The organism is Ideonella sp. FW305-24, from assembly GCF_058788035.1.
In genome coordinates, this window is record NZ_JBYTAI010000007.1 from 204,369 (window position 1) to 220,536 (window position 16,168).

At 68.3% G+C, this 16,168-nt stretch carries 17 protein-coding genes; all 17 read right to left on the reverse strand.

The window, feature by feature from the left end; all coding sequences use genetic code 11:
- Positions 1-8 precede the first annotated feature (8 nt).
- Positions 9-2,354 (reverse strand): MMPL family transporter, encoded by a 2,346-nt coding sequence (locus AC3WR5_RS19885; protein WP_492486549.1) that lies wholly within the window; start codon positions 2,352-2,354, stop codon positions 9-11.
- Positions 2,351-2,965: a LolA family protein gene (locus AC3WR5_RS19890; protein ID WP_492486551.1), complete on the reverse strand. Its 615-nt coding sequence runs from the start codon at positions 2,963-2,965 to the stop codon at positions 2,351-2,353. Before AC3WR5_RS19890 ends, AC3WR5_RS19885 begins: the two co-directional genes overlap by 4 nt.
- Entirely contained in the window at positions 2,962-3,387 is a 426-nt protein-coding gene (locus tag AC3WR5_RS19895; RefSeq protein ID WP_492486553.1) for an acyl-CoA thioesterase, read from the reverse strand. The genes AC3WR5_RS19890 and AC3WR5_RS19895 overlap by 4 nt, the downstream gene beginning before the upstream one ends.
- On the reverse strand, positions 3,380-4,915 hold the full coding sequence (locus tag AC3WR5_RS19900; RefSeq protein WP_492486554.1) for an HAL/PAL/TAL family ammonia-lyase: 1,536 nt from the start codon (positions 4,913-4,915) through the stop codon (positions 3,380-3,382). Before AC3WR5_RS19900 ends, AC3WR5_RS19895 begins: the two co-directional genes overlap by 8 nt.
- Positions 4,908-5,852, reverse strand: a complete 945-nt coding sequence (locus AC3WR5_RS19905; protein ID WP_492486556.1) for a lysophospholipid acyltransferase family protein — start codon at positions 5,850-5,852, stop codon at positions 4,908-4,910. Before AC3WR5_RS19905 ends, AC3WR5_RS19900 begins: the two co-directional genes overlap by 8 nt.
- Positions 5,849-6,592: a glycosyltransferase family 2 protein gene (locus AC3WR5_RS19910; protein ID WP_492486557.1), complete on the reverse strand. Its 744-nt coding sequence runs from the start codon at positions 6,590-6,592 to the stop codon at positions 5,849-5,851. Before AC3WR5_RS19910 ends, AC3WR5_RS19905 begins: the two co-directional genes overlap by 4 nt.
- Positions 6,589-8,310, reverse strand: coding sequence for an ApeI family dehydratase (locus AC3WR5_RS19915; protein WP_492486559.1), 1,722 nt, complete (start codon positions 8,308-8,310; stop codon positions 6,589-6,591). The genes AC3WR5_RS19910 and AC3WR5_RS19915 overlap by 4 nt, the downstream gene beginning before the upstream one ends.
- On the reverse strand, positions 8,307-8,858 hold the full coding sequence (locus AC3WR5_RS19920; RefSeq protein ID WP_492486561.1) for a COG4648 family protein: 552 nt from the start codon (positions 8,856-8,858) through the stop codon (positions 8,307-8,309). The genes AC3WR5_RS19915 and AC3WR5_RS19920 overlap by 4 nt, the downstream gene beginning before the upstream one ends.
- Before the next feature lie 8 nt (positions 8,859-8,866).
- Positions 8,867-9,136, reverse strand: a complete 270-nt coding sequence (locus AC3WR5_RS19925) for an acyl carrier protein (protein ID WP_141291557.1) — start codon at positions 9,134-9,136, stop codon at positions 8,867-8,869.
- Between the two features lie 60 nt (positions 9,137-9,196).
- Positions 9,197-9,460, reverse strand: coding sequence for a phosphopantetheine-binding protein (locus AC3WR5_RS19930; protein WP_492486563.1), 264 nt, complete (start codon positions 9,458-9,460; stop codon positions 9,197-9,199).
- A complete protein-coding gene (locus AC3WR5_RS19935; RefSeq protein WP_492486565.1) occupies positions 9,441-10,229 on the reverse strand; it encodes a lysophospholipid acyltransferase family protein in 789 nt (262 codons plus the stop codon). Before AC3WR5_RS19935 ends, AC3WR5_RS19930 begins: the two co-directional genes overlap by 20 nt.
- The gene (locus tag AC3WR5_RS19940; RefSeq protein WP_492486567.1) at positions 10,226-10,942 is read right to left on the reverse strand and encodes a beta-ketoacyl synthase chain length factor; all 717 of its coding nucleotides are present in this window, start codon (positions 10,940-10,942) and stop codon (positions 10,226-10,228) included. The genes AC3WR5_RS19935 and AC3WR5_RS19940 overlap by 4 nt, the downstream gene beginning before the upstream one ends.
- 118 nt (positions 10,943-11,060) lie before the next feature.
- Positions 11,061-11,477 carry a F0F1 ATP synthase subunit epsilon gene (locus AC3WR5_RS19945; RefSeq protein ID WP_141287873.1) on the reverse strand — a complete coding sequence of 139 codons (417 nt, stop codon included), beginning with the start codon at positions 11,475-11,477 and terminating at the stop codon, positions 11,061-11,063.
- Positions 11,478-11,603: 126 nt separating this feature from the next.
- On the reverse strand, positions 11,604-13,028 hold the full coding sequence (gene atpD, locus AC3WR5_RS19950; RefSeq protein ID WP_141287874.1) for a F0F1 ATP synthase subunit beta: 1,425 nt from the start codon (positions 13,026-13,028) through the stop codon (positions 11,604-11,606).
- Positions 13,029-13,086: 58 nt separating this feature from the next.
- Positions 13,087-13,971 (reverse strand): F0F1 ATP synthase subunit gamma, encoded by an 885-nt coding sequence (atpG, locus tag AC3WR5_RS19955; protein WP_492486570.1) that lies wholly within the window; start codon positions 13,969-13,971, stop codon positions 13,087-13,089.
- 35 nt (positions 13,972-14,006) lie between these two features.
- Positions 14,007-15,557 (reverse strand): F0F1 ATP synthase subunit alpha, encoded by a 1,551-nt coding sequence (atpA, locus tag AC3WR5_RS19960; RefSeq protein ID WP_141287876.1) that lies wholly within the window; start codon positions 15,555-15,557, stop codon positions 14,007-14,009.
- Positions 15,558-15,633: 76 nt separating this feature from the next.
- Positions 15,634-16,167 carry a F0F1 ATP synthase subunit delta gene (locus AC3WR5_RS19965; protein WP_492486572.1) on the reverse strand — a complete coding sequence of 178 codons (534 nt, stop codon included), beginning with the start codon at positions 16,165-16,167 and terminating at the stop codon, positions 15,634-15,636.
- Position 16,168 lies beyond the last annotated feature (1 nt).

A 16,168-nucleotide genomic window follows, 5' to 3' on the forward strand; every position in this document is an offset into this window, starting at 1 on the left:
AAGGAGGGTCAGTTCGATGAAGAAGGGGAGCGGGGCAAGAAGACAGGCGTGAGGGCCCAGGCCAGTGTCACGCCGATCAGCAGTGTCAGCCCGAAGGCCCGCAGCGCTGGCGTGCCGGACAGCGCCAGCAGCCCGAAGGACAGCAGCGTGCAGGCGGCGGCCAGCGTCACGGAGAGAAACGGCCGTGTCGCCTCGGGCGCCGGCCGCTCCAGCAGGAAGATGCCGTAGTCCACGCCCAGGCCGAGCAGGATCAACAGCGGCAGCACATGGAACAACTGCAGCGGCTGGCCGGCCAGCGCCAGCAGCGCCACCGTCAACACGCTGGCCAGCGCGGTGGGCAGCAGCGCCCGCCAGGCCGCGCGGCCAAAACGCCAGGCGAGTGCGGCCCAGACCAGCGCGTAGGCCAGCAGGATCACGCCGCTCATGCGCACCCGGTAGCGGCCCAGCAGCGACGAGACATCGGCCACCTTGTCGACCCAGCGCACGCCGGGCAATTCGGTGGCCAAAGCGGCGAGGCGTGTGCGGGCTTCGGCAGACTCGGCGCCGCGCAGCAGCACGGCGCTGGCCGGGCCGTCGCCCAGATGGCCGAGGGACTGGTGGCGCAGCGGCTCTGAGACGGGCGAGGCCAGCCAGGCCTGCAGCGTCAGCGCCGGCGGTGCCTGGGCCGGCAGCGGGCTGTCGACCGGCTGTTCCAGGCGCTGTGCCAGCAGAGCCGTGAGCCCGGCTTCGCCGTCGAAGCGCTGGTGCAACAGCGCCAAGTCCTGCGCCTGGCGCGCGGCCGAAGGCACCCAGTCGGACACGGCCTGCCAGCCGCGCAGCTGGCCCGCGCCCTGCAACGCGCGCAACCGGTTGGTCAGCGCTTCTTCGCGGGCCAGCAGTTGCTGTTCGTCCTGGCCTTGCACGATGAAGAACTGCGCGACGCCGGGCAGGTCCATCAGCCGGCCGAGTTCGCGCTGGTCCTGCACCAGCGCGGCCGGTGCGTTCTGCAACTGGCGGATGTCGTCGTTGGCCTGGAAGCGCCAGGCGCCGGCGGCGGTCACGATCACGACCGCTGCCACACCCAGCGCGGTCACCGGCTGCCTGCCCCATTGCGGCCAGCGCGCGCGCCAGCCGCCCAGCCACCGCGCGAAACGCGTGGGCTGCATCTGCCCGCCGTCCAGCAGCGGGAACCAGAGCAGCACGGTGACGAACGCAGCCAGCAGGCCAACGGCCGAAAACACCGCGATCTGCTGCAGACCGGGGAAGGGCGTGAGGGCCAGCAGCGCGTAGCCGATCACGGTGGTGAGCATCGCCAGGCCCATCACCGGCGCCTGCTCACGCAGCATCTGCCAGCGCTGCTCGGGTGCCAGGCCCAGGCGGGCGCTGAAGTAGTTGCTGCCGTAGTTCTCGGCCACGCCCAGCAGGCTGGCGCCAAACACCAGCGTGATCAGGTGCAGGCGCTGGAAGACCAGTGCGCTGACGGTGATGGCGGTGAGCAGGCCGACCGCCATCGACAGCGTGACCAGCAGCCGCGGCCGCAGCGAGCGGAAGACCAGCAGCGTCAGCAGCACGATGCCCACCAGCGAACCGATGCCAATCGTGTGCATCTCGTGTTGCGCCTGCGCGGCCGCGGCGGCCGCAAACAGCGGCACGCCGCCCTGGATGACCTGCGCCTGGGGCGAGGCCTGCAGCGCGGCGGCGCGGCCTTTCGCCAGCAGCGGCTGCAGCGCCTGCGGGCCGGCAATGTCGAAGGCCGAGGCCTGCAGTTCCAGCATCAGCACCGCATAAGCCTGGGTGCTGTCCTGCAGCGCCAGCCGGCCATCCAGCACCCGCACGCGGCTGAGCTGCGAGCGCTCGGCCAGCCACTGGCCGAGCAGGTTCAGCGGGTCGTCTGCCCAGCGGCCCACACGCGGGCCGGCCACCGGTTGGTACAGCCAGGCCAGCGCCTGGTCGGCCAGCTGCGGCGTGGTTTGTTGGGTGAGCTGTTCGCGCGTGGCGGCGCTCAGCAGCGCGGCGCGGTGTGGCGCGTAGAAGTCCAGCCAGGTCTGCTGGGCCTGGTCGTCGACGCGGTAGCGCAGCGTGGCGACCGTCTGGCCGGCCAGGCTGGCGGCAAAGGCGTCGCCCGCACGCCGGGCTGCGGGCCAGTCGCCACCGCCCACCAGCACGATGACGCGGCGCTCGGCGGCGCTGGCCATCAGGCGCGTGGCGCCGGCGGCCAGCGGGTCGCGTTCGTCCTGCGGCAGCATGGCCAGCACGTCGGTGTCCAGCAGCGTGCCGCTGCGCGTCCACAGCCAGGCGTTGTGACCCAGGCACAGCAGCGCCCAGGCCAGCCAGATGAAGGCCAGCCAGCGCAGGCCGCGAGGCGTGTTTGTCACTCAAACAGCCCTGCATCGCCAGCGCCTGGCGCGGCGTCTGCACGCAGGTTGCTGAAGGCGATGGTGCTGCGGTCGCCGCTGGTCTCCAGGATGACGAGGCGACGCACGAAGGCATCGCCCTCCAGCTCGACGCGCTGCAGGAACTGCTGCAGCGCTGGCTGGCGCGGCGTGAGCGCGAGCTGCCAGGTCCTGGGCTGCAGCTGGGCCTGCAAGGTGAACAATTCGGCCAGGCTGGCCATGTCGCCATTGAGCAGCGCGAACATCAAAGTGTTGATGGTGCGCAGCGCCGGCTCACGCGAAGCGTCCAGCTGGAAGGAAGTGACGCCGTTCTGGCTGGCGCGCACCTGGTCGCGCGTGAGGCGCAGCTCGCTGGCAAACGGTTGCTTGGTGCGCCAGACCACGCCCTTGCCGCGCGCGACGACAAAGTCGCCACGCGAGACCAGCGGCTTTTTGAAACCAGGCACCTGTTTGCCCTGTTCGAACTCGCCATGCAGCCAGGCCGGCTGCGTGAGGCGCGACTGCAGCTCGCGCACCAGCGCAGCGCTGTCTTCCGCCCAGGCAGGCCAGGTGGAGAAGGCCACTGCGGCGGCCAGCAGGTCACGGCGCTTCATGTCGGCTGCACGCCCAGGCGCTGCCACAGCACCGGCGGGCACACATAGGCCATCAGGCCGGTAGTGACGTCCACGGCCACCTGGATGGTGTGGGCGCGCGTCAGCACGCGGCCGGTGCTGCCGTCCTTGATCAGGTAGTCCAGCCGCAGCCGGTTTTCCCATTCGGTGATCTCGGCGCGGATGCGCAGCGGCTGGCCGAAGGTGGCCGAGGCGACGTACTTCAGCCGCATGTCGACGATGGGCCAGGCGAAGCCGGAATCGCGCATCTGCGGGTAGTCGTAGTCGAAGCGGGCCAGCAGCGCGCAGCGGGCGATTTCCAGGTACTTGACGTAGTGGCCATGCCAGACGACGTTCATCGGGTCCAGGTCGTGGAAGGCCGGCGTCAGCTCGATCTCGTGGACGAAGCTCGGCTTGTCAGTCATACAGGCTCCAGGCTTCTTCGCGCAGGCCGACGATCAGGCGCTGCAGTTCCCCGTCCAGCGCGCGGTCTTCCTCGATCAGCGGGATGCGCGCTGCCAGGTCGGCCTGCATCGCGGCCAGCGCGGGGCTGAGCGAAAGTGGTTGCTGACGGTCGCGCAGGGCAACACCTTGGCGCGCAGCGATCAACATCGCGGCCAGCACCTGCTCGGAGAGTTCGAGCACGCGCAGGCAGTCGCGCGCGGCAATCGTGCCCATGCTGACCTTGTCCTGGTTGTGGCACTCGGTGGAGCGCGAGAAGACCGAGGCCGGCATGGTCAGCTTCAGCGCTTCAGCCGTCCAGGCCGAGACGCTGATCTGCAGCGCCTTCAGGCCGTGGTTGATGGCCGCACGCTCGCCGCTGGCACCGGAGAGGTTGGACGGCAGGCCATGGTTGAAGCGGGTGTCGACCAAGAGCGCGAGTTGGCGGTCCAGCAGGTCGGCGACGTTGGCGACGGCGGTCTTCAGCGCATCCATCGCGAACGCGATGTGGCCGCCGTAGAAATGGCCGCCGTGCAGCACACGGCCTTCTTCGGCGTCGATGATGGGGTTGTCGTTGGCGCTGTTGAGCTCGTTTGCGATCAGCTGGCGCAGGAAGGGCAGCGCGTCTTCCAGCACGCCAATGACGTGCGGCGCGCAGCGCAGCGAGTAGCGGTCCTGCAGGCGCTGCTCGTTACGACTGGGTCGATCGCTGGCCAGGTCTTCGCGGATGCGCGCGGCCACGCGCTGCTGGCCGGCGTGTGGCTTGACGGCGAACAGCGCTTCGTCGAAGTGGTGCGCATTGCCGGCACTGGCCAGCACGTTCATCGCGGTGAGCCTTGTCGCCATGCGGCCCAGGTAGTCGGCGCGCTGCCAGGCCAGGCAGGCCAGCGCGGTCATCACCGCAGTGCCGTTCATGATGGCCAGGCCTTCCTTGGGCCGCAGCGTCAGCGGCGCCACGTCCAGCGCCTGCAGCGCGGAGGCGGCACTGCAGCGCTCGCCGCGCCACATCACCTCGCGCTCGCCGCAGAGCACGGCGGCCAGGTAGGACAGCGGCGTCAGGTCGCCACTGGCGCCGACCGAGCCTTCGGACGGGATCAGCGGCAGCAGGTCTTCGCGCAGCAGGGTTTCGATCTGGCGCAGCAGGTCCAGGCTGACGCCGGACACGCCTTGCGCCAGCGAGTTCAGCCGCGTGGCCAGCACCGCGCGCGTCTCCTGCGGGCCCAGCATCGCGCCGGCGCCGCAGCCGTGGTAGGTGTACAGGTGGCGCGGCAGCTCGGCCACCAGTGCGGGCGGGATGACGACGGTGCAGGAGTCGCCGTAGCCGGTGGTCACGCCATAGATCACGCCGTCTTCGGCCAGCAGCTTGGCGACGAAGTCGGCGCCGGCCTGGATGCGCGCGGTGAAGGCCGGTTCGGTGCTCAGCTTCGCGGTGCGCTGACCACGCGCGAGCGCCACCACGTCCTCGATGCACAGGCGGCGACCGTCAAACACGACGGGGGAGGTCTCAAGCATGGGCGGGTTCCCAGAAGCGGTAGAAATTGAACCAGTCGTAAGGCGAGCGCTGCAACAGCCTCGCCAGGCATTCGGCATAGCGCGCCGCATGTTCGGCCAGCGCCTGCTCGCGTTGCTTGCGCGGCAGCAGCACCTGCTCGGCCAGCCGCTCGAAGTGCATCGCGTAGCCGTCGCCTTCATGCAGGCAACCCAGGAAATACAGCGGGCATTTGAGCAGGCTGGCCAGCACGTAGGGGCCGATGGGCAGCGGGGCCGGGCTGCCGAGAAAGTCGACCGTCACGGTGCGGCCGCCATGCAGCGGCACACGGTCACCAGCGATGGCGACGAACTCGCCTGCTGCGAGCTTGCCGGCCAGCAGCATGGCGGTGGCAACCGTGATCTCGCTGACCTCGATCAGGTTCGGCGCCGCGTCCGGCTGCAGGCGCTGCAGGATGCGGTTGAAGGCCTGCGCGTGCCGCGTGTGAACCAGCACGTTGAGCTTGAAAGCCGGCTGGCGCTGGGCCATTGCGCGGCACAGCTCCAGGCAGCCGATGTGGGCCGTGACCAGCACGCCGCCCCCGCCGGAAAGTGCCTGCTGCGCGACCGCCTCGGCACCGTCCAGGCGCACCTTGCCGGCCGGGTAGCGGCCGGCCATCGCCAGCAGCTTGTCCAGCATGGTCTCGGCGAACAAGGCAACGTGCTGCAGGCCCTGGCGCCAGCCGGGCTCGTGCGGCCACAGCCGGTTCGTGGTTTGCTGCCGGCGCAGGTAGTCCAGGCTTGCCTCGCGCAGCGTCGGGCGCGTCAGCCAATGCACCAGCACGACCGGCCACATCAGCAGCCGGAAGCCTCGCCGGCCTGCGATGCGGTGCAGGCTGTACAGCAACCAGATGCCCGCGACAAATGTCGTCTCACCCATCTGCGCCCAATGGCGCGCCGTGGGCTTCGCAGCAGCGGTCATGCCGAATTCGTCCAACGCCGCCAAAGCAGCAATGGCGCACGCGGCAGCATGCCGAAGAACAGGCGCGTGTGCATCGCGCTGATGCGGACGTTGTCGCGCAGCGCGCGGAAGTGTGAGACGCCGTCGGTCGGGTAGTGCACCGCCGTCGGCTGGTTGATGAACGGCATGCCGCGCCAGAACAGGCGCACGGCGATGTCGGTGTCGAAGTCCATGCGCCGGCCGATGTGCACCTCGTTGACCAGCGCCAGCGTGGGCGCCAGCGGGTAGATGCGAAAGCCGCACATCGAGTCCTGGATGGCCAGCGACAGCGTGTTGATCCAGACCCAGACGTGCGTGGCATAGCGACCATACAGCCGTGCCTTGGGCACGCTGTCGTCGTAGACCGGGCAGCCGCAGATCATGTGCGCCGGGTTGGCGGCAGACAGTGCGGCGAAGCGCGGGATGTCGGCCGCATCGTGCTGGCCGTCGGCATCGATCTGCAGCACATGGGTCCAGCCGAGTTCGCCGGCACGGCGGAAGCCCGCCACCATCGCGCCACCCTTGCCCTGGTTCTGCGCCAGCCGCAGCAACTGCACGCGACCGACAGGATCGGCCGCCAAGGTTTGCAGCACCGCCGCGCAGCCGGGCTCGCTGCCATCGTCCACCAGCAGCACCGGCAGGCCGTGGGCGCGCACGGCGGCGACGACGGCGCCAATGGCCTCGCCATGGTTGTAGACCGGGATCACTGCACCCAGCGTCATGCCGTGGCCTCGGCGGCGGGCAGCTCGAACAGCACGCGACCGCTGGCATGCGGGCCTGAGTCGGATTCGAGCTTGAAGACCAGCTTGCCTTGCGCGGCCTGCATCGTCAGCTGCATCTGCAGCGCCTGGCCGGGGCGGATGACCTGCTGGAACTTCAGCGCTTCCAGCGCACGGAACGTGCCGGGCAGGCCAAACAGTTCCTGCGCAAACAGCAAGGCCCACTCGACCTGGGCCACGCCTGGCAGCACAGGGTGGCCGCTGAAATGGCCGTCGAACTGCGGCAGCGTGGCGTCTGGCCAGATGCGCAGCGTGGCGTCGGTCGCGCTCTGGCTGAGCACCTGCATCGCCGGGCGACGCGGGTCGAACAAGGACTGCAGTGCCTGCGCGGTGGTCTTGCCCTGCGCGTTGGCCGGCAGGTGCGAGACGAAGCGCCAGCGGCGCGGCAGCGTCATGGTTTCCAGCAGCGGCCGCAGCTGGCGGCGCAGCGCTTCGGCGAGTGCGGCGCGGCCTTGCTGGGCGTGCAGCGCCCAGCCGGCCTCGGTCGGCACGCCGACCACGGCCAGCTGTTCGCGCAGGCCGGGCAGCACCAGCACGCGCAGCTCGGCGAGCCATTCGGTGGCCAGCAGCGCCTGCTCGATGGCCTGCAGCGAGACACGCTTGCCTTCGATCTTCAGCACCCGGTCCAGCCGGCCCAGCAGCTCGAAGCCTTCGTCGCTGGCGCGCACCCTGTCTTCGCTGTCCTGCCAGCCGGCTTCGGCCAGGTGCGCCGACGAAACCTGCAGCCGTTCGCCGTCGACCCGCCAGGCCACGCCTGGCAGGGCGCGCCAGACCGGCGAATGCACCTCGCCCGAACGCTGGCGCCACGCGATGCCGCCGGTTTCGCTGCTGCCGTAGACCTCGATTGGCGCCTGGCCGAACAGGCGCCGGCAGTCCGGCAGCGCGTCGTCTGGCAGCGGTCCACCGGACGAGAACACCAGCGCCACGCGCGCGGTGAAGCTGTCGTCCGGCAAGGCCGGCGGCAGGCGCTTCAGATGCGCGGGGCTGCCGATCAGCAGCGCGGTGTTGGGCAGCGCACGCAAGGCGACCGGCAGGTCTTCGATGTAGGCCAGGCGCCGCGCATGCAGCAGCCGGCCGCTGGCCAGTGGCCACAGCACGCGGAACAGCAGGCCGTAGATGTGCTGGTGCGAAACGGTGCCCAGCACTTCGGCCTGGCCGGCGCGCGCGCCAAAGGCCTGCTGCTGCGCGGCAACTTCGACGAACAGCTGGTCCAGCCGCTTGGTGATGGCCTGCGGTTCGCCGGTGCTGCCGGAGGTGAACAGCACGAGCTGCTCGGCCTGCGGGTTCAGCGGCAAGACCGGCAGCGGTTCGGCCGCGGGCGACGAGCGCAGCCGTGGCAGCGCGAAGTCTTCCGCCGCGTCGCTGGCCAGGCCGGCGACCTGGGTGCCGAGCGCCTGCAGCGTCGCGGCCGTGAGCTCACCGGGCAGGTAGACGATCTTGCCGGCGTGCCAGGCGCCGAACAGCGCGGCGCTGAAGTCCAGCGTGTCCTCGAAGTGCAGAGCCACGGCCTGGCCGGGCTGTGCCGCGAAGGTGGCCTGCCACGCCCCGGCGGCAAGGCGCAGGCTGCCCAGCGTGACGACCTCGCCGGCGGCATTGCGCGCGACCGGCCGGTCGGCACCGTCCGCGCACATCAGGCGGCAGAGCTCGGTCCAGTCGCTCATGGCGTGGCTCTCTGTGCCGCACGCACCTTGCGGCGCACCAGCCATTCGCCGCCCATCAGGCTGCCCATCAGGAGGTAGGCGATGAAGCCGTTGTAGAGCGCCCAGAGCTTGTCGTCGCCCCAACAGGCGGTGAGCAGCGCCAGGCTGCCGTTGAGCACGAAGAAGCCGCACCAGACCTGCGTGACGCAGCGGGTGTAGCGCACGCCGGCGGCGTCCAGGTCCGGCTCGGTCAGGCGGGCAATGCGCTCGACGACGGTGGGCGGGTGCCGCAGGCTGGCGCCGAACAGCAGCAGCAGGCCGAGGTTCACCACCACCGGATAGACCTTCAGCGGCATGGCCTGGTTGATCAAGGCGGTGGCGGCGGCGAGCAGCAGCGCTGCCGCGGCGGCCCACCACCAGAAGGGATCGCGCCGCGGGCTGGCGAGCGCGCGCGCCACCGCCAGCGCGGCCAGCAGCAAGGCCAGCCAGCGCGGCTCGAAACGCCCCAGACCCAGGTAGACCAACAGCGGGTAGGCGGCGGTCAGCACGACCACCAGGCCCCAGCGCATGGCCGGACTCAGGCGCTGGTTTCGGCGGCGTCAGGGGCTTTGATCAGGCCCTGCAGCGCGTCGATCACATCCTGCAGCGTGCGCACGGCCTTGAAGGCCTCCGGCTGCAGGCGCTTGCCGACCAGCGGCTTGAGCCGGACGATCAGGTCGACCGCATCGATGCTGTCGATGTCCAGGTCTTCGTGCAGGCGGGCGGTGGCCACGACCCGGTCGGGCGCGATGTCGAAGGTTTCGACCAGGATGTCGCGCAGGCGCTCGAAAATGTCTTGGTTGGTCATGCTGGAACTCGTGGGCTGGCGGGCGGCACTGGCTTGCCGCTGAGTCATCTGTCGGGGCGATCAGGCGGGCATGCGGGCGGCGCCGACAAACTGCGCCAGTGCCCGAACGCTGGCGAAGTGACGGCGGGTCTCGGCCGAGTCGGCCGCCATGCTGACGCCGTAGCGCTTCTGCAGCGCCAGGCCGAGTTCGAGCGCATCGATCGAGTCCAGCCCCAGGCCTTCGACGAACAAGGCCTGTTCGGCGTCGATGTCCTCGGGACGCAGGTCCTCGAGGTTGAGCGCCGAGATCAGCAGCTCCTTGATTTCACGTTCCAGCGCTTCCATCACTCCCTCTTACCCTCGAGAAATGGCCGATCAAATGGTCTGTCAGGTGCCGCGCGGCCAACGCAGTCTCCTGCCCTGTCGCTGCCAGGAATGGCGCGACCGGGATGTCTTCATCCACCGTCAGCACAAAGTGCAGCGGCACCGGTGCGGCCCGCCACCACGGCGCCCCCTTGGTCAGCCCCAAGGGCTTGCACTGGATGGACACCGGCGTGATGTCGATGCCGCCACGCAGCGCAATCTGCGCCGCGCCGCGCTGCATCTTCATGGGCTGGCCCGGGCGCGTTCGCGTGCCTTCGGGAAAGATGATCAGGTTGCCATCGTTCTTGACACTGTCTATGCAGTCTTGCAGCAATTCCGACCCTGAATTGTTGCAGATGTAGCCCGTTGCGCGCACCGCACCGCACGTGAACGGATTTTGGGCGAGTGTGGACTTCACCACGCAGTCGGCGTTGTCGATCAGCGAGATCAGGAAGACCACGTCGATCAGCGTGGGGTGATTGGCCAGCACCAGCAGGCCACTGCGCTGCAAACGCGCCAGGCCACGCACCTCGTAGGTGATCAGGCGCAGCAGCCGCATCCAGCCGATGAAGGCGCGGAACAGGTGGTGCACTGCTGAGCGCGCGAGCCTCGCGCGGCGCACCGGGTTGCGCACAACCAAGGTCAGCAACGGAAAAATGACCAGCCACAGCAACACGCCGCCGGCGCCAAAGCTGCCAAAAGCCAGCGCGGTCGCCAGCAGGCCGCGCATGCGGCGCAGGCGGTCCATCATGGGGCCGCCGATGCGCGCAGCCAACGCCAACGGCCACGCTGCAAATGCGCGTCGCTGCCGACCAGGAAGCGCAGCACGGCGAGGTCGCCCAAGGCCGCGTTGCCCTCGGTCGGACCTGGCGCGGTGGTCTGCAGCGAAAGCTCGCTGCCGGGCTGGATCAAGCACGCCCAGGCGCGCAGCGGCGCCAAGCCTGGCGGCTCGGCCAGATCGGCATAAGGCGCTGGCAGCGGACCATCGGAGCAGACGACGGTGACCTGCTCCGCACCGTCGGCCAGCAGACCCAGGGCTTCGACAAAACCGGCTTCGGCGCTGTGCGCCCCGGCCGCCACGGCGAGGAAATTGGACCTGTCGCCGCGGGCAATCGAGTACTGCGCGCTTTGGGCGTTGTGCACCGACAGGCTGAAGGCGGTCGGCGACAGCGGCTCGTCGGCCGCGAGTTGCTGCAGCATCGCCACCGAGCGCGCGATCTCGCCCCAGCGCGAGGCGAACACCACCGGGCCGCCGGCATCGGCGCCCTGGGCCTGGAAGGCGACCTGCAGCGCGGCGCGGCCCAGCGGGTCGATGCGGCGCCGGGCCATGGCCGGCACTTCGCTCAACGGCGCCAGTCCTTCTGCCGGCAAGGCACGCGGAGCGGCCAGCCAATCCAGCCAGTGGGCGGGATCGTCCAGGCCCGGCGCCCAGGCCGCCCAGCGCAGGATGCGAAAACTTGGCATGGCGAGACGGTGGGCGAATGAGAGGGCGACGGCTGCAGCGAACTTGAAGCCCCACAAGCACAAAGCCCGCCACGACCTGGATCGCGGCGGGCTTGCGGGGTTCGCTGCGCGCTGCAGCTTACTTCTTGCGCAGGCGCTGGATGGCGGCCAGCTGGGCGGCCATGGTGGCGAATTCGCCCTGGGCCAGCGCCAGGTCAATGTCGCTCTTGGCGTTTTTCATCGCGGCTTCGGCGGCCTTCTTGGCCTCGGTGGCCTTGGCTTCGTCCAGGTCGTGGCCGCGGATCGCGGTGTCGGCCAGCACGGTGACCGAGCCCGGCTGCACTTCCAGGATGCCACCGGCAACGAAGACAAACTCTTCTTCGCCCGTGTCGGCCCGCTGGATGCGCACCGCACCCGGCTTGATGCGGGTGATCAGCGGCGTGTGGCGGGGCAGGATGCCCAGCTCGCCGTTTTCACCCGGCAGCGCGACGAACTTGGCCTCGCCGCTGAAGATCGACTCTTCAGCGCTGACCACGTCGACGTGAATGGTTGCCATGCTCGTGTTCCTCAAGTTCAAGAAGTTTCAGTAAGCGAGCAGTCGGGCCTCAGGCTAGGCGCTCCCCGCAGCCGTACACCCGTACGGCGAGGAGAGCAACGACGCATCAGGCCCGAATGCGAAGTCTTACTGGATCTTCTTGGCCTTCTCGAAGGCTTCGTCGATGGTGCCGACCATGTAGAACGCTTGTTCCGGCAGGTGGTCGCATTCGCCAGCCACGATCATCTTGAAGCCGCGGATGGTTTCCTTCAGCGGCACGTACTTGCCCGGCGAGCCGGTGAAGACTTCTGCGACGTGGAAGGGCTGCGACAGGAAACGCTGGATCTTGCGTGCGCGCGAGACGGCCAGCTTGTCTTCCGGTGCCAGTTCGTCCATGCCCAGGATGGCGATGATGTCGCGCAGTTCCTTGTAGCGCTGCAGCGTGGACTGCACGGCACGGGTGGTGTCGTAGTGTTCCTGGCCGATCACGTTCGGGTCGATCTGGCGCGAGGTCGAGTCCAGCGGGTCGACGGCCGGGTAGATGCCCAGCGAGGCGATTTCACGCGACAGCGAGACGGTCGAGTCCAAGTGGGCGAAGGTGGTCGCCGGCGACGGGTCGGTGTAGTCGTCCGCAGGGACGTACACGGCCTGGATCGAGGTGATCGAGCCGACCTTGGTCGAGGTGATGCGCTCTTGCAGGCGGCCCATTTCTTCGGCCAGCGTCGGCTGGTAGCCCACGGCCGAAGGCATGCGGCCCAGCAGTGCGGACACTTCGGTACCGGCAAGCGTGTAGCGGTAGATGTTGTCCACGAAGAACAGCACGTCGCGGCCTTCGTCGCGGAAGGACTCGGCAATCGTCAGGCCGGTCAGCGCGACGCGCAGGCGGTTGCCCGGCGGTTCGTTCATCTGGCCGTAGACCATCGCGACCTTGGACTCCGGCAGGTTCTCGAGGTTGACGACCTTGGAGTCGGCCATCTCGTGATAGAAGTCGTTGCCTTCGCGGGTGCGTTCACCCACGCCTGCGAACACCGACAGACCCGAGTGGGCCTTGGCGATGTTGTTGATCAGCTCCATCATGTTGACGGTCTTGCCGACGCCGGCGCCGCCGAACAGGCCGACCTTGCCGCCCTTGGCGAACGGGCAGATCAGGTCGATCACCTTGATGCCAGTTTCCAGCAGCTCTTGCGACGGGCTCAGCTCGTCGTAGGCCGGGGCCTTGCGGTGGATGGAGGCGGTCAGCTCGTGCGAGACCTCGCCGCGCTCGTCGATCGGGTTGCCCAGCACGTCCATGATGCGGCCGAGCGTGGCCTTGCCCACCGGCACGGTGATCGGGAAGCCGGTGTTGGTCACCATCACGCCACGGCGCAGGCCGTCGGACGAGCCCAGCGCAATGGTGCGCACCACGCCGTCGCCCAGCTGCTGCTGGACTTCCAGCGTCAGCGCCGAGCCTTCCATCTTCAGCGCGTCATAGATGCGCGGCATCTGGTTGCGCGGGAACTCGACGTCCACGACGGCGCCGATGCACTGGACGATCTTGCCCACGGCGGCCGTGGCTGCTTGAGTGTTCGACATTTCGGTGTCCTTCAATCTTTGATTCGCTGTATTCGGGTCTGGCTGCGGCGCTGCCGGCTCAACCGCTGATCGCGGCTGCGCCGCTGACGATCTCGGAGAGTTCCTTGGTGATCGCCGCCTGGCGGGTCTTGTTGTAGATGAGCTTGAGCTCACCGATCAAGGTGCCCGCGTTGTCGGTGGCCGCCTTCATGGCCACCATGCGCGCCGACTGCTCGGACGCCATGTTCTCGGCCACGGCCTGGTAGATCAGCGCTTCGAGGTAACGCTTGAGCAACTCGTCGATGACGGTCGCTGCGTCCGGCTCGTACAGGTAGTCCCAACCGTAGGCCGACTTCTCGGCCGGCGTCTGGGCCAAGCTGTCGGCCTTCAACGGCAGCAGTTGCTCGACCACAGGCTCCTGCTTCATCGTGTTGATGAAACGGGTGTAGCAGAGGTAGACCGCGTCGACCTTGCCTTCGACGAAGGCGTCCAGCATGACCTTGACCGGGCCGATCAGGCGATCGAGCTGCGGCGTGTCGCCCAGCTGCGTGACATGGCTGACGACCTGGGCACCGACGCGGTTCAGGAAGCCGAAGCCCTTGTTGCCAATGGCCACGGCCTGCGACCTGCCGCCAGCTTCCTGCACCTCGCGCATCTTGCCGGTGACGGCCCGCAGCACGTTGGTGTTCAGGCCGCCGCACAAACCCTTGTCCGTCGTCACCACCACAAAGCCCGTGACACCGGTGCGGTGCTCGGTGCTCATGAACGGCGAGTGGTATTCCGGGTTGGCCTGCGACAGGTTGGCCGTGATGTTGCGGATCTTGTCGCTGTACGGGCGCGCATTGCGCATGCGCTCCTGCGCCTTGCGCATCTTCGAGGCGGCAACCATTTCCATGGCCTTGGTGATCTTCTTGGTGTTCTCCACCGATTTGATCTTGCCGCGAATTTCCTTTCCAACCGCCATGACGGTGCTCCTTTCAGCGTTGCGTCAGGGCAGGGTCAGAAAGACTTCTTGAACGCGGCGATGGCGCCGGACAGTTCATCTTCGGCGACCTTGTCCATGGCCTTGTCGGCTTCCAGCTTCGCCAGCAGTGCTGCGTGGCTGGCCTTCAGGAACTGGTGCAGGCCGGCTTCGAATGCCAGGATGCGCTTGACCGGGATGTCGTCCATGAAGCCCTTGTTCACCGCGTACAGCGTGGCGCCCATCAGGCTGATCGGCAGCGGCGAATACTGGGCCTGCTTGAGCAGTTCGGTCACGCGGGCACCGCGGTCCAGCTGCTTGCGGGTCGACTCGTCCAGGTCGGAAGCGAACTGCGCGAACGCAGCCAGTTCACGGTACTGGGCCAGGTCGGTACGGATGCCGCCGGACAGCGACTTGATCAGCTTGGTCTGCGCAGCACCACCGACGCGCGACACCGAGATACCGGCGTTGATGGCGGGGCGGATGCCGGCGTTGAACAGGCTGGTTTCCAGGAAGATCTGGCCGTCGGTGATCGAGATCACGTTGGTCGGCACGAAGGCCGACACGTCGCCGGCCTGCGTCTCGATGATGGGCAGCGCGGTCAGCGAGCCGGTCTTGCCCTTGACTTCACCCTTGGTGAAGGCTTCGACGTAGTCGGCGTTGACACGGGCGGCGCGCTCCAGCAGGCGGCTGTGGAGATAGAACACGTCGCCGGGGAAAGCTTCGCGGCCTGGCGGGCGACGCAGCAGCAGCGAGACCTGGCGGTAGGCCACGGCCTGCTTGGACAGGTCGTCATAGACGATCAGCGCGTCCTGGCCGCGGTCGCGGAAGTATTCGCCCATCGTGCAGCCGGAGTAGGCCGACACGTATTGCATCGCGGCGGATTCGGAAGCCGAAGCAGCGACGACGATGGTGTATTCCATCGCGCCGGCCTGTTCCAGTGCGCGCACCACGTTCTTGATCGTCGAAGCCTTCTGGCCGATCGCAACGTAGACGCAGGTCATGTTCTGACCCTTCTGGTTGATGATCGCGTCGACGGCGACTGCCGTCTTGCCGGTCTGGCGGTCACCAATGATCAGCTCGCGCTGGCCACGGCCGACGGGCACCATCGAGTCGATCGACTTCAGGCCGGTCTGCACCGGCTGGTCCACCGACTTGCGGGCGATCACACCCGGGGCGACCTTCTCGATCACGTCGGTCATCTTGGCGTTGATCGGACCCTTGCCGTCGATCGGCTGGCCCAGCGCGTTGACGACACGTCCAATCAGCTCGGGGCCGACCGGCACTTCCAGGATGCGGCCCGTGCACTTCACGGTGTCGCCTTCGGAGATGTGCTCGTACTCGCCCAGGATCACCGCGCCGACCGAGTCGCGCTCCAGGTTCAGCGCCAGGCCGTAGCTGGGCACGCCATCCTTGGTGGCCGGGAACTCGAGCATTTCACCCTGCATCGCATCGGACAGGCCGTGCACGCGGACGATGCCGTCGGTCACCGAGACGACGGTGCCCTGGTTGCGGATGTCCGTCGAGGTGCCGAGGCCCTCGATGCGGCTCTTGATCAGTTCCGAAATTTCTGCAGGATTGAGTTGCATTGCTTTCTCCGAAAGCGCGGCAGCCCGTTTGCGGCTGCCGAAGGATGAATGTGCGGATGCGGGGCGTGCGGCGCGTTCAGTGGGTCAGCGCGAACTTCATCTGCTCGAGGCGGGCCTTGACCGAGGTGTCCAGCACCTCGTCACCCACGACCACGCGGATGCCGCCGATCAGCGACTCGTCGACGTCCACTGTCGCATTGAGCTTGCGACCGAAGCGCTGTTCGAGCACCGCCACGGTCTCGGCCAGCTGCGCGTCCGACAGCGGGAAAGCGCTGGCGATGCGGGCGTCCGACACGCCGCTGCTGGCATTGGCCAGGGCGCGGAACTGCGCTGCGATCTCGGGCAGCGCAACCAGTCGGCCGTTGTCGATCACAGCGGTCAGCAGATTGGCGACCTTGGGCGACAGGCTGATGTTGGCAACGCCAGCGATCAGCTCGAACACCTGGCCGGCGTTGACCTTGGGGCTGTCGGCGAACTGACGCAGTTGCGGGTTGCCGGCGACCTTGCCGACGGCTTCCAGCTGTTCGGCCAGTGCGGCGGCGTTGTCGCCAGCGACGGCCTTGAACATGGCTTCCGCGTAGGGACGGGCGATGGTTGCGAGCTCGGCCATG